The sequence below is a fragment of the Selenomonas ruminantium subsp. lactilytica TAM6421 genome, from assembly GCF_000284095.1.
Taxonomy (GTDB): domain Bacteria; phylum Bacillota; class Negativicutes; order Selenomonadales; family Selenomonadaceae; genus Selenomonas_A; species Selenomonas_A lactilytica.
The window spans coordinates 1,499,099-1,511,400 of record NC_017068.1 but is presented as its reverse complement, the minus strand read 5'-3'; the positions used below and the strand labels follow the sequence as shown (position 1 = coordinate 1,511,400).

Below are 12,302 nucleotides of genomic sequence, written 5' to 3'. Positions count from 1 at the left end.
CATACAACAGGAGACTGGTGTGCTCCCCGTCAAGTGGACAGGTAAAAAAATAAAAATATTCATTGCTGCTCGCAACTAATGCGAGCAGCTTTTTTCATGCAGCTCCAACCAGTTTTTCGTGGTACTCACTTGGGGTTCGTATGCCTAAATGACGCTGTGGTCTGTCATAAGTGTAATATCTTATATATTCCTCAATTGACTCAACCAACTCTTGCCGGGAAGTAAATCTGCGCCTGTAGTACATCTCGCGCTTCAAGATACCCCAGAAGCCTTCCATGGGGCCATTGTCTAGGCAATGTGCTACACGGGACATGCTTTGTGTCATACCGGCCTGTTCAATTTTGGCGCGGAACAACTTATTGGTGTACTGAAAGCCACGGTCACTATGAAACAAGGGATGTGCCCCTGGATTGGCTTCAAGAGCTTTGTCAAAGGTTTGGAATACCAACTGGTTATTGTTGCTGTCACCAATAACATAGGCAACAGGCCGGCGATCACAGAGGTCAAGGATGGCACTCAGATATACCTTTTTAACGGTTCCGTATTCAGGAAAGTACTTGAATTCGGTCACATCCGTAACCCATTTCTGGTTGTATTTATCTGCATGGAAATCCCTGTTGAGCACATTCTCTGCTGTATAGTATGGATCAACAGCAGGCCTGGTGCAACAGTTGTGACGTCCTTTTATTACGGAGCGCAGTCTCTTCTTGCGGCATATACGCAGGATACGCTTGTCATTAGCATGCAGGCCATGGTCATGCTCAATCTTATCTCGAATCCTTCGGTAGCCCATATCTGGATGCTCCTTATGGATTGATTCTGCCAGGGCAGCAAGCTTCTGGTTCGTTTCTTCGTTTTGTCCCAGCTTCCTGTGAAGCCATTTGTAATACGCAGCCCTGGTTACACGGCCCAACCTGCATAACGCCTTGACTGGATAATCCTTACAGATACTGCTGAGCTCCAGTATCGCCCGGTAGGCAGCCGTATTACGAGTTCTGTCTAGTATCACCGCCTTTCCAATTCCTCGAGTTTTTTTAGAAAATCTATCTCCATCTGCTTTTGTAGCAACTGAGCCTTCTGCATGCGGTTTTCATATCTGAGCCGTTCCAGCTCGTTCATCTCAGACTCAGGCTTCCTGCGGCCTCTGCCGTCCTTGAGGCCTTCGATTCCCTTTTGGTCATATTTCCTGACCCAGGTATAGACCTGCTGGTAAGAAACATCGAATTTCTCCGCCGTCAAAGCATAATCACGGCCATTTGCAATGCAATCCTCTACAATGGATACCCGTTCATCAAATGTAGTTTTTCTGCCTTTAGTCACGATGGTGCTCCCTCCTGTACCGGATGGTTTAAGTTCCTCGTGACTATTATACTTCATAATCCAGTCTTGTAGCTGTCTCCGCGAACGAAGTCCGTATTTTCGGCATATAGCATCTTGTGAATCCACGCCAGAAAGATAATCGTGGATAGCAGTTTCCTTAAATTCAACAGAATAGCGCTGATGATGTCGTTTGAAGAATACATCCGGGCCGCAAGCATCATAGTTACGAACCCATTGCCTGAAGGATCTGCTGTCAACGCCTGCATCCGCGGCTATGGAGGCATAACTGCCCTCTCCACGTTTATACTTTTCAATGAAGTGGATTTTCTCTTCGGGTGATAATCTCTTCTTGTACATAAAATGCTCCCTATCAAGCAGACAGTTTTATTATTTCTTCTGTCTACCTAATAGGGAGCATATCAGACACTGCAAGTACCAATGTCTTTTTCTATGTAGAGAGAGGCTGTGAAAAAGAAGGTTTCCCTCAACCAGGGCAGAATCTTTTTCACAGCCTCTCTTGTTCTTTGCCACAAGCCTATTTCTTTATCATGGCTAACACCAAACGTTCCTCTATGACCTGATATACCAATAACCAATCCGGCTCAATAATGCAATAGCATTTAGATATACTGTTTTCTCTTCGGCGTAATAGCCAGTACGCGGACAGGTAACCCCGTAGCCTGTTCAATATTAGGCCAGGCGGCGAACAGCAACGCCCCCACCGGTGCTACTTTATCCAGATTATTCAATACTTCTATCTGCAGCTTACCCTTACTGAGCACATAGCGTTCGCAGGCCAGGTCGCCAGCGGCGGCAGCTACTGCGCTGGCATCCGTATCCAAAGTTTCATGGCCATTGGCCGCCGCATTGCGCACCTCATAGATATACTTCAGCGCATCCAGTGACCAGCCCGGGGCATTTTCATTGCCATCCTCATCGATCCCTGACAATTTATCCATGTCAGGCCAGTTCTTTGACCAGCCGGCATTCAGCGCCACAAAGGCCCCATCAGGTATATCTCCATATTTTGCCTCAAAGGCCTTGATATCCTCCACCGTAACAGCGTAATGCACATCCTCGCGCACCTTATCGCTGATGTCGATTACAACTAACGGATACAGCATATGCCAGACATCAAATTTTTCTGAGAGAGGCGCATCCTTGACGAAATGACCAGGAAAATCAATATGCGTGCCGAACTGTCCCGGGAACTTGAATGTCTGAATCAGGCATTCAAGCATAGGATTTCCCCAGTCAAATACAGTCTTGGACAGTTCCACGGATCCCTCAGGTATACCTGCCCAGTAAGGACTGTCATTGTTCAAAGAATGGCTTAGATCTACCCATTCATATTTCTCTGACTGCAGCTCATTGATAATATTCCATAACTGATGACTCATAGGATGCACCTCCATAGCTTACTACATATTCATTTGATAGGTAATATAATACATTACGCAGATAATGTCAACACATATTATCAAAAACAGTTTTGTTTTCTATACTTTAGTATCATATATACACTCTCAGAACACAAAGTTACATTTTACCTATTCTTGGCGTTTTCCTTCTCTGTGGTAACAACGACCACCGTATCATCATCGTCTATTTCTGCACCACAACGTGGGCAGCACGCATATTCCGTGCCACCAGCCAGTTTCCGCTTTCCCTGGCATTTCGTGCAGAAATCCGTATTACACCTCTTACAGTGCAGTATCTCACCAAAATCTCTTCTGCCACACCGAGGACAGCCATCGTAGTATTTAGCCATAGCAGCACCCTCCCATGTTAATAATTAACATCGCTCCATCAGCTTTCTGCATATTTTCTACACGACTTCCGAATATTCCTCTACCAGCTTATGCTGATTATCAAAAAGCAATACCATCCCCTCCAAAATCCTCTATTTGATGCCATCCATTCAGAGCCAACCTTTTTATATAGAACATGAACACTCTTTCACCCATGAAAAATCAAACATTTAACTCTCCCCTTCTTTCATGTTATACCCTTTCTTGAGCCACAATTTTCAATCTTATCCTCTTTTAGCTTGAATTTATTCAACTTTTATTGACTCAATGGATCTTTCTATCATCTTCTGCCCGAGCTTGTCATCTTCATATGCAAAGTATGAAATAGCCCAGAATTCGCCTTCGCCACCGAAAAAGCCAAGGTTCAACAGTCTGGCTGGACGCTGACTGCCATTCTCTTCATCCAGCAACTGCACATCCAGATAAGTCATTTTAAGTCCATTGACCGTCTTTGTTCCCCTGTCCTTCACCGTGACCTTAAGTCCTTCTGGATCAACAAAACTTACTTTGAGGAACCCTTCCATATCAAATACACGCCCCGGCCTCAAGCCACTGACATGAACCATTTCTACAGAGAAGAATTTCTCATCATCATAATGGCTGTAAGAATCCTCTCTCCAGCCACCAACGCTTTCCTCAGTGTTATCTTTTTCCAATTCAAAGGGCAGTTCTACCTTCATCTTTTTCCCATCTGTTTGGGCGTACTCCACAGTACGCCACTCATATCCGTCTCCTGCCTCTGCCTTTTTGCTTAAGAGATGACTTTCATCTACATCTGAGTGTCTGCCACAACCGGCCATCCCCATAATTCCAGTTATCAGTAGTACAACAGATAATAACCTTCCCACGCTCTCAAATTTACCTTTCAATGCTCCGTCCTCCCAACTGATTCATGCACGCAAAAAAGCACCATACCATGGTTAAATCCCCATGGCATGGTGCCCCCATCGGCAAATAAACATGTTGTTGCTTTATTCTTGACACAATACAACATGTTAAATAATAAACCTTCTCAATTAAATTTTCATTATAATTCTAGTAGCTTTTTATTAAAAGCTACTGCTAAATCGATTAATTGATTTCTTCCTGAGCTTAATCAACCCAGAATTCCCTCACTTCATATGGCCACCCCAACCGGTTCATACCATATGAAAAAACTTTATCTCCGGGCGACACTACCGTATCATGGCTCTGATCCATGGTCTTGGTCTGGTAGCGCCACATATCCGTCTGGAATTTAGTGTAATTCCATGTGATGACTTCCTTATACCCCAGGTCGGCCAGTTGCGGGAAGATATACCAAATCCAATGGGACTTCTTCCTGCCATTTTTCATTTCAGCCAGGGCAGTTTCATGCTTCTTTACGACGCAGGGACACATTGCAAAGCTTCTGGGCCAGCCAGCCCACCACAAGCCCCAGAATATTTACCTCTCCGTTCCAAACTTTTCACTGAATTTAATTTTCAGTCCATTATCAAACTCATGCTTTTCAAGTATATTAGTTTCTATACCATTTATGCGCTTATATGGCAACAGAATTTCTTCAATTATTTCATCATGCAACAATTCTACGATATACAAATTTCTTTCACTACAAAGTCTCTCAAATACACTTATTTTTCCACCACCATACTTATCCGCACTTTTTTTCAAATGAATCACTGCTTGTTTAGCCTTTTTACAGCGGGTAAGTTCATTATTCTTAAACAAGATGCATTCTACCACATCCCCGAAGTATATACTTTCCACATCATCTTTATCAATGATAATATCTCCACCATTTCGTGGTTTCAGTTTTATAGCTAACATTTCTTCCAATTGCTACTCTCCCATTCATCGACCACCACTTATAAGCGACCACCAAAGTAATCTTTGTCATACCAAATGCCAGGTGTTTCTTTTATATATTCCTTGATGAGCTGCAAATCCTGTTTCCAAAGATGAACGAAGTAATACCCTGACTTGCTATTATCTTTTTCAAGTAGTTTATCTCGCACCTCAGCTATGACTTTTTTCTTCTTGCAAGACCATGCTATAAGGCAGCGGGCATCAGAGCTCCATGTATACCAAATGGCATCGGTAAGATTCGGCAGATAGTCAATTTCCAGCAACTTATTCAGTAAATCACGGGCTGTTGCGTTATCTTCCAGAACAACATCCCTCCAATGATCCATGGCATCATCACCCATGCAGACACCATCACGATCTATGCTTATAATCACACATTATTCCCCCTCAACTATTCTTAGAAGTATTCGATGTATCTTCCATCTCTAAGGTCAAATGCTACAAAAATCAAATTACATTCTATTAGAAGCTGCTATTCTATCTTCGAAGCACAGTTCACTTAATTCCATAACATAAACCTCCCTCTTCAGCTATAATAATAAGTAACGAGGTTATGATAACATACGTTTTTTAAATTCTCATTAGAATTTATTATGGGATTTAACTCATTAGCAATTATAGCCACCTAAGCACATCTAAATGACAATTTAAATCTATAACAACAGCAAGGAAGATGATTATCCCCAAAGCTATAAACACATTCATCATTCTATTTTTCATATATTCTATATCGTATTTATGAACTGCACCATATAATGTTACCCCTATAACATAAGCCATAACAAAGTTTAACAATCTAAGCGGATCAAAAGCATGCCAAGATGTATCTCCCCGCCTAAACACCATTGTAAAAACCTGTACTATATAAGAAAACATAAATCCAAAACAGTAACCTCTCCACTTTTTATCTCCAAGCCAATTTACAGCTTTATTCCATGCATCTTCCATAAAATCATTAGCCTTCTCTCATAATAATATTAACCACATTCTGAATGGATATGTAGCCCGGCGTTCTGCGAAAGAGCTCTTCTCTCTTTGCCGGATAGCTGACCCAATCTGCTGCAGCAATAAACTCCCCTTGAAATTTTACGACTGCACTTCCATCACGAATACATGGAAGGCAAATACAGTCAACATTCTCCTCAGTGTACATAAATTCGGTATATTCATGCACCTTCTTGCCACAACACTGACATACACCGTCTGCATGAACCAGCGCCTCATCTGCATAAATATTGGGGTAATATCGAAAGGTGCTTTCTTTCACATTCTTCCCTCCTTAGCATTTCCTAACTAACCAGCAAATGACCACTTTTCTAATTATATTATGCCTTTTATATATATCCATAATACATTCTTTTAAGCAATTATTCGTTTTTATACTTTTACACTGACTTGTTCCGCAATAACAAAACCAGTAATCCCACAACATCCAGAAATATAATACGTTTTATATCCTTTATTGAGCAACTGCTCTTCTAAATCCTCTAAAGTTTCAAAAAACAGAGGCCAGCCATCACTTTTCCCCTCTAATAGAACTTTCTTAAAATATGATATAAATGTTTTAATATCAAGTTCTTCAATATCATCTAAAACATTCCATGAAACAACATACTCAAACCAATGAGCTAACACACCTTCAAAATTTACTTCTTTAACCCCTTCTTCCGTATCAGGTTTCAGGTACATAGCAAAGGTTTCATTTTCCAAATCAGCACTATACCTCACCACCATACTGTCATGAACATTCATTTTCAACGCCCCCATTGTTCTGCAGGGATAAATTTCTGATGACAGACAGGGCATTCAATGCTATTCAACATATAATAATACCTTTTTGCCTGCTCGTTATATCCTGCATACATCAACATAGTTCCCATTACAATAAACACTACACCGGCTTCTGATTCACTTATTTCCTCGAACTGTTTTAATGTATGCAGGCCTTTATCAGCAAGTACTTTGTTAATCACGTCCAACAATTCTTGGATATTTGACTTATCCTCTTTTGGACTTAATTCCATCACATTACTAGCCGATCTGTTAGTTGCTGGCTGCTCACCAAGACAACAGATGCCGTCATCATTAACATACAGGACAATATCATGTAAATTAGGGCAACAACAATCCAATTCTATCTCACTTTCATAGGGAAACAAATTCCCATATAGTATAGAAGCGCCCCATTTTTGATTATAAAATGTCATGATTGCGGCTACCAGATAGTATTCATCTGTCAATTCAAAGGTATTTGCTAAATAATATTCCAAAATCTTATTTCTATACTTACTTACTGTCTCTTTTAAACAACACATTAAATTATCTGGGATTTTATCCTCGATTTCATAGCTGTATGCGTAAATCATTGCAGACTCTACGAATAAATGTAGCTTATTTTTCTCTGAAACATCTTCGCTTAAGCGTAACATAAAGGGGAGGACCGCAAATGCCAGTTCCTTACATGCTCCTGCTTGGCATACAGCATCACTTAAAGCCAGCAAATCATTTACATCAAATTCATCTTCCAACCTTGTAACCCATTTTACGATATCCTCATCGTAAGAATATGAATCCAAAGTTTCTATTAGTTTCTTATCTAAGTATTTCATATAACATCAAATAGGTATAATACAATCTACCAACACAACTATTATAGATTTACTCATTTCACAATATGTGATTTGAGAATCATACCATCATCAGGATTAATATCGTACCCCATGCCTATAAACGTAGATACTGTTAAAATACCATCATGATAAAACATATTTTCATACGGCATTTTCCTATCATGAGGATATTTCTCCCTCAAATCCGCCACCTGCCAAATCATATTATTGTCAGCATCTAAACAAAACACGTTATCAACTGGCTCTTGCATAGAAATCGGTTTTAATAAGATTATCTTATTCCCTTTATACTTTACAGTACTCCGTACATCGTAATTGCTAATTAAATGTTTATATTCATTATTCGCCATAATTGTTACCTGCATAATCATTTTGTTTTAGGATGCTTCATAATGTATTTATCATATAATTTCTCACCATCTCCCATTTTACCCAACAACGGGTTATCCCAGTCACTATATGAATCCAAATACGCACGAATTCCCCCTCTTATATAAATTACCGAATCATCTTCTTTATGCTCTTTTATTATTTTATAGGCCTTTTTGTATCTCACATATATCAGATTAAGAATACCGCCTTCCAATTCTATAAATGAATACCTGTTTTCCATATCTTTTATAACGGCTTCAATTTCTTGGAGGATCATTTCACGCTTTTCTAGGTCTAGCACTGTCTATCCTCCCTTGACTGTCCCCATATTTGCAGGCCTTTTGAATCAAAAATCTGCTCAGGCGGATTAAGACGACTTATTTCTACCCAGTCATTTACCTTTATGCTGTTTTTACCAGGTTTTATAACATCTATAACCTTAAACAAACAGGCATGATATTCTTCATACCCGTTTTCACCATCATTCAGCCCATTATCTGACTCATATATCGTATCCAGTTTACCATTCCATACAGCTCCATTTCGGTCATAAATAACCATTATCTCACCATTTGGGTACTTGTTTATCTGATATACCACAGAACAATCTTTTAAAACCTCATCTATCTTGTCGGCAAACATTTCTTTATCTTCATGGAGAATATCCGCTAATAAGGATATATTCCGGTCTCTTTCCCGCCAAGGAAGCCTGTTTATCACTTCCGGATATTTTATTCTATCCTCATCAGAGTTAAGTATCCTATAGAGCAGTATCTTACACCACTCTTTATTTCTCCACATTCTCTCTAGCCCCATAGCTGTCCAATACAGGCCATCTTCCCCTCCGAGCTTCTCCACGGCATGGACGAGACCAAACATGACCTCTTCATCTTCCGTATCGTCATCAAAGCCTGAACATAAATTAAGTACATACTCTGCTCTTTGTGTGGAACAAATCTCCTCAATGGCTTTTTCAAACAACGCTACTTCATACTCATTTCTTAATTTGCATGTATTCTTTAATATTTCCTCGTTCTTTTCGATATTCATATCCAATTCCTTTTTTAGTAAAGTGGTCAATTTCTGTTTTTCCTCTCCTGCAGCATCTAAACATGGTATAAATATTACTCTTTTGTACTCGGGCCATTCCTCTGGTAAAATCTCACAAGAAATATCTCCTACGAACAGTCCTATTTACCAGGTTTTTTTTAGTTCCATTTCAAACGGCACCGCTTTATAAGGGGAATCCGAGGAGTTCCTTAATTGTTCAAAGGCTGCCTCGCTGGCTCTCAGCCTTTCGAAGTTGCCTTCAAAGGTTTTCAGATAACGAAGATAGGCCATTCCCATGTTTTCCCAGCTGCTGGTACATTTCTGTATACGCTGGCCAGCAGTAACCGAAACATTCAACGCTTCCCGCAAAGTCAGGTAGCCCGCTAAATATCCGATGGTTGCCAGTTCGATGGCCTTTGACATATCCCAAACTGAGTTAGGAGACAAACTTCCCAAACTCATAATCTGGTCTATCAGCTGAGGCCGTGAACCTGCCTCATGCTTTTCCAGCAGATAACATCTCCCCTTTCTCTGCTTCTGTACATCATCTTTATGGCAGTCCCATCCATTGACGACCTTGACTATAGCTTGTTCTGCCTCTATCCACCTTAGCAGTTTAGAATCCACATCAGCAAAAGTAAGACTATCCGGTGGCGGACAGATTTCCTGCTGTATTTGCACTTCCATAATTTCTATCCCATCCCCCTCAGAACAATTTACTCCATTCACTGCCACGATACATATCTTCCTTTTCTTTTATGGCCGGTTCATAGCCTGCCTTGATTAGGGCATCCATCTCCTGGCCATACTGATAGATTCTGCCCTGCGCTTTATAGTAATGGGCCAGTTCAAGCCAGCCAGGTAAGTATTTATCGTATTTTGTTTCTGCCAGCAAGCGTCCTATCCGGTCGGCATTTTTCCCGGGATTCTGGGCCATAAATACTTGAGCCAACAAGAGACGTGCCTCATTTTGCCAATCGTTTTCCTCGGATAATACCTTTCGCAAGCAGGATATTGCTTTCGGTATATCCTGCCACGTTCCATCTTCGCTCCGGCAGCTGCACGCCATAACATACAAAGCCTCATAGTCCCCAAGGTCTGCACCTTTTTTGTAACAGATCATGGCCTTTTCGCTGTCCATGAGAGTACCCAGCCCGTTACGATAACAATTTCCGAGCTTTGCCCAGGCAGAAGCTGCTCCCATCTTGGCGGCTTTTTCAAGATACTGCACAGCCAGCTGGCCCTCTTCCAAGCAGCCCAGATAATAACAGGCTTCTTTTACATCATCATGCTCTTCCGTTTTTACGGCCTGCAAAAACCACTGCCTGGCGACATCCTTTTCCCCTTTTTCCTGATGATAACACCCCAAGCGAACCATAGCCTTTCCACAGTCCATATTGGCAGCCTGTTTAAGTGCCGTTACCATTTCATCTAGGCCATCACGATTTTTGCAAACTTCCGCCTTGTCCAGATACCACTGCCACTTTACATATCGTACTGCTTGGACATCATTCTGCCATTCCTCTGCTGAAAGATCTGTCTTTCCCCCAAGCCACGCCTGCAGAAGGGATAAAACCTGTTCCCTTGAATCTTCCCTGCGCAAGGCACCTTTGCCGTTCAGCATAGCGTGGAGTTCATAATTGTCTTCTGTCTGACGAACAGAGAGATAATCCTTATCATGATATAGCTCTATGACTTTATAGGTGTCTTCCATTATTTCCAATGCTGCCTGGAATTCTTCTGTATCATAGCGGTCAAAGGTAATAACCAAACCATTCTGCAGCCAAAGCTTTAACCTCCAGTCAGCATCCGAATCGTCGGGCTTTGACATCTCCTCCGGATTGTAATTCAACCTTATACCCTGAGTCCGGGCATGTTCCAGAAAAGGCTTCGCCAGCTGCTGCCGCTGTCCTTTATCCAGCCTTTTACCTGTCAGTATGTCAATACCGCCCCGCAGATAAGCCATCCCAAATAGATATGCTGCCAGGTCTTCACCATTGCCATCGCCTTCGGTATATTCTTCCATTTCTACAACAGCTGTCTCTCTTTCATCGTCCCAATAATCCCAAAAATCCATTTCCTCCGTAGGGTAGAGGCTACGTCTGGCCAGAATCGCCAGCAAACCAACAGGACTGCCTTCTGACAAGCTCTTTTTCAGGCAGCGTTCGGCTTCTGCTATGTTATTCTCAAAGTTGCTGGTCTTCCCTACCCATGGCTCTCCTAAATAAGTCAAGGACAGTAATGCCCAGGCTTCCGCATCTCCGTCCTCCGCTGCTCTGCGCAGCAAAGTCCGGCCCTTCTCACAATTTTTTGAGTCATCCTGTTTCCAAATCAATTCTATGGCTTCCTGCACCATAGGCTGAAATTTATATTCCATTGGCTTTCCTTTCCAGCTCACCAATCACGCTTATTGAACTTTACATACTGTTTTATGAACTTATAAGTTTCATCTTCTGCCTTTTTCATGGATTCATGGGAAACTGTCCCTAGAATATTCGGGCATCTTTTGGATTTTTCCATTAATTCCTTTGGAAAAATTTGCAAACCTAATATATTATTTATCTCCCTTGGTTTCATCAACCGTATAAACCCAATAAGAAAAGTATTTATCTTTTCCCAATACAAACCATTCATTGTTAAAAATGATATTGTGATCTTTTTTCTCTATTTTAAGTTCATCCATGTATTGCTCTATCGTCATTTTGTTTTCTTGTCTCACTTCTGCGAATAACTCTTCAATATTCTTCTTCCTGCCGCAAGATATGATCTGCCAAACAGATTCAAATGGTTCAGCAAATGATACAGATTGTATAAATCCCGCCGAACAGTATAGCCTGGCTCCTTTGGAATTATCTCATGATAGGCATCATAAAACTCCGGTGAGAACCCGCCAAACTTATCCACTGCAGCGTGGTGTACCTGTGCCAGCATATGGCCTAAGTCTTCCCAGTACGTTCTCTTAGGCCTCGAACTTCTCACGAAATTCAGCAGTAAATAGGACAAGTTATCCTTCGTTTTATCATAAGTAATAACCGATAGCGTAACTGCTCCAGCTTTATGCAATGCTTCCAGCCCTGTTTTTTCAGCTGCAAAGAAATCATCTTTCGCATTAGCATTCATCTTTATAAACAGATTCTCTCCATTACTCAGGCATAGATGATATGCATCATTTATATCGCCGCCAGAAATCCCTATCCTGTCCGTTATGTAGACTTCTTCGCCATATATTTGCCGGATTACATCTACCAATTCCATATGCAACAGCTCCATC

The 12,302-nt window shown here is 41.3% G+C and carries 19 protein-coding genes; all 19 read right to left on the bottom strand.

All coding sequences use genetic code 11. From position 1 onward, the window contains the following. Positions 1-94: 94 nt before the first annotated feature. The 19 genes from SELR_RS07370 to SELR_RS07285 all read right to left on the bottom strand — a co-directional run bounded on the left by SELR_RS07370 (position 95) and on the right by SELR_RS07285 (position 12,286). Positions 95-1,009 carry an IS3 family transposase gene (locus tag SELR_RS07370; RefSeq protein WP_014423437.1) on the bottom strand — a complete coding sequence of 305 codons (915 nt, stop codon included), beginning with the start codon at positions 1,007-1,009 and terminating at the stop codon, positions 95-97. Further along, positions 1,006-1,677 carry a helix-turn-helix domain-containing protein gene (locus tag SELR_RS07365; protein ID WP_014423436.1) on the bottom strand — a complete coding sequence of 224 codons (672 nt, stop codon included), beginning with the start codon at positions 1,675-1,677 and terminating at the stop codon, positions 1,006-1,008. The genes SELR_RS07370 and SELR_RS07365 overlap by 4 nt, the downstream gene beginning before the upstream one ends. Before the next feature lie 263 nt (positions 1,678-1,940). Then, positions 1,941-2,720, bottom strand: a complete 780-nt coding sequence (locus SELR_RS07360; RefSeq protein ID WP_014424586.1) for a cyclase family protein — start codon at positions 2,718-2,720, stop codon at positions 1,941-1,943. Between the two features lie 146 nt (positions 2,721-2,866). Continuing rightward, positions 2,867-3,091: a hypothetical protein gene (locus SELR_RS07355; protein ID WP_014424585.1), complete on the bottom strand. Its 225-nt coding sequence runs from the start codon at positions 3,089-3,091 to the stop codon at positions 2,867-2,869. 285 nt (positions 3,092-3,376) lie between these two features. Continuing rightward, positions 3,377-4,000 (bottom strand): hypothetical protein, encoded by a 624-nt coding sequence (locus tag SELR_RS07350; protein WP_014424584.1) that lies wholly within the window; start codon positions 3,998-4,000, stop codon positions 3,377-3,379. A gap of 223 nt (positions 4,001-4,223) precedes the next feature. Then, positions 4,224-4,511, bottom strand: coding sequence for a DUF1810 family protein (locus SELR_RS07345; protein WP_041914325.1), 288 nt, complete (start codon positions 4,509-4,511; stop codon positions 4,224-4,226). Between the two features lie 45 nt (positions 4,512-4,556). Then, positions 4,557-4,940, bottom strand: a complete 384-nt coding sequence (locus tag SELR_RS07340) for a hypothetical protein (protein WP_231848132.1) — start codon at positions 4,938-4,940, stop codon at positions 4,557-4,559. A 38-nt stretch (positions 4,941-4,978) separates the two neighbouring features. Then, positions 4,979-5,353, bottom strand: coding sequence for a hypothetical protein (locus SELR_RS07335; protein WP_014424581.1), 375 nt, complete (start codon positions 5,351-5,353; stop codon positions 4,979-4,981). 241 nt (positions 5,354-5,594) lie between these two features. Next, the gene (locus SELR_RS07330) at positions 5,595-5,927 is read right to left on the bottom strand and encodes a hypothetical protein (RefSeq protein WP_041914324.1); all 333 of its coding nucleotides are present in this window, start codon (positions 5,925-5,927) and stop codon (positions 5,595-5,597) included. A 7-nt stretch (positions 5,928-5,934) separates the two neighbouring features. Then, entirely contained in the window at positions 5,935-6,246 is a 312-nt protein-coding gene (locus SELR_RS07325; RefSeq protein WP_014424579.1) for a CbrC family protein, read from the bottom strand. A 110-nt stretch (positions 6,247-6,356) separates the two neighbouring features. Beyond that, entirely contained in the window at positions 6,357-6,731 is a 375-nt protein-coding gene (locus tag SELR_RS07320) for a hypothetical protein (protein WP_014424578.1), read from the bottom strand. A 2-nt stretch (positions 6,732-6,733) separates the two neighbouring features. Further along, positions 6,734-7,507 carry a hypothetical protein gene (locus tag SELR_RS07315; RefSeq protein WP_158645790.1) on the bottom strand — a complete coding sequence of 258 codons (774 nt, stop codon included), beginning with the start codon at positions 7,505-7,507 and terminating at the stop codon, positions 6,734-6,736. 134 nt (positions 7,508-7,641) lie between these two features. Next, the gene (locus SELR_RS07310) at positions 7,642-7,959 is read right to left on the bottom strand and encodes a DUF7957 family protein (RefSeq protein ID WP_014424576.1); all 318 of its coding nucleotides are present in this window, start codon (positions 7,957-7,959) and stop codon (positions 7,642-7,644) included. A gap of 17 nt (positions 7,960-7,976) precedes the next feature. Further along, positions 7,977-8,282 (bottom strand): hypothetical protein, encoded by a 306-nt coding sequence (locus tag SELR_RS07305; protein ID WP_014424575.1) that lies wholly within the window; start codon positions 8,280-8,282, stop codon positions 7,977-7,979. After that, positions 8,276-9,031, bottom strand: a complete 756-nt coding sequence (locus SELR_RS17750) for an Imm30 family immunity protein (RefSeq protein ID WP_158645789.1) — start codon at positions 9,029-9,031, stop codon at positions 8,276-8,278. Before SELR_RS17750 ends, SELR_RS07305 begins: the two co-directional genes overlap by 7 nt. Before the next feature lie 144 nt (positions 9,032-9,175). Beyond that, the gene (locus tag SELR_RS07295) at positions 9,176-9,718 is read right to left on the bottom strand and encodes a DUF1266 domain-containing protein (RefSeq protein WP_014424573.1); all 543 of its coding nucleotides are present in this window, start codon (positions 9,716-9,718) and stop codon (positions 9,176-9,178) included. Between the two features lie 19 nt (positions 9,719-9,737). Then, the gene (locus SELR_RS07290) at positions 9,738-11,408 is read right to left on the bottom strand and encodes a tetratricopeptide repeat protein (RefSeq protein ID WP_014424572.1); all 1,671 of its coding nucleotides are present in this window, start codon (positions 11,406-11,408) and stop codon (positions 9,738-9,740) included. 177 nt (positions 11,409-11,585) lie between these two features. Continuing rightward, positions 11,586-11,750 carry a hypothetical protein gene (locus tag SELR_RS18850; RefSeq protein ID WP_158645788.1) on the bottom strand — a complete coding sequence of 55 codons (165 nt, stop codon included), beginning with the start codon at positions 11,748-11,750 and terminating at the stop codon, positions 11,586-11,588. Continuing rightward, positions 11,747-12,286, bottom strand: a complete 540-nt coding sequence (locus SELR_RS07285) for a fructosamine kinase family protein (RefSeq protein WP_014424569.1) — start codon at positions 12,284-12,286, stop codon at positions 11,747-11,749. The genes SELR_RS18850 and SELR_RS07285 overlap by 4 nt, the downstream gene beginning before the upstream one ends. Positions 12,287-12,302: the final 16 nt, after the last annotated feature.

Excerpts from the sequence above, each read along its gene's own strand:
- SELR_RS07295 (WP_014424573.1), bottom strand. The coding sequence starts at position 9,718 with ATGGAAGTGCAAATACAGCAGGAAATCTGTCCGCCACCGGATAGTCTT.
- SELR_RS07290 (WP_014424572.1), bottom strand. The coding sequence starts at position 11,408 with ATGGAATATAAATTTCAGCCTATGGTGCAGGAAGCCATAGAATTGATT.
- SELR_RS07285 (WP_014424569.1), bottom strand. The coding sequence starts at position 12,286 with ATGGAATTGGTAGATGTAATCCGGCAAATATATGGCGAAGAAGTCTAC.
- SELR_RS07355 (WP_014424585.1), bottom strand. The coding sequence starts at position 3,091 with ATGGCTAAATACTACGATGGCTGTCCTCGGTGTGGCAGAAGAGATTTT.
- SELR_RS07360 (WP_014424586.1), bottom strand. The coding sequence starts at position 2,720 with ATGAGTCATCAGTTATGGAATATTATCAATGAGCTGCAGTCAGAGAAA.
- SELR_RS07310 (WP_014424576.1), bottom strand. The coding sequence starts at position 7,959 with ATGGCGAATAATGAATATAAACATTTAATTAGCAATTACGATGTACGG.
- SELR_RS17750 (WP_158645789.1), bottom strand. The coding sequence starts at position 9,031 with ATGAATATCGAAAAGAACGAGGAAATATTAAAGAATACATGCAAATTA.
- SELR_RS07330 (WP_041914324.1), bottom strand. The coding sequence starts at position 5,927 with ATGGAAGATGCATGGAATAAAGCTGTAAATTGGCTTGGAGATAAAAAG.
- SELR_RS07320 (WP_014424578.1), bottom strand. The coding sequence starts at position 6,731 with ATGAATGTTCATGACAGTATGGTGGTGAGGTATAGTGCTGATTTGGAA.
- SELR_RS07345 (WP_041914325.1), bottom strand. The coding sequence starts at position 4,511 with ATGTGTCCCTGCGTCGTAAAGAAGCATGAAACTGCCCTGGCTGAAATG.
- SELR_RS07365 (WP_014423436.1), bottom strand. The coding sequence starts at position 1,677 with ATGTACAAGAAGAGATTATCACCCGAAGAGAAAATCCACTTCATTGAA.
- SELR_RS07340 (WP_231848132.1), bottom strand. The coding sequence starts at position 4,940 with ATGTTAGCTATAAAACTGAAACCACGAAATGGTGGAGATATTATCATT.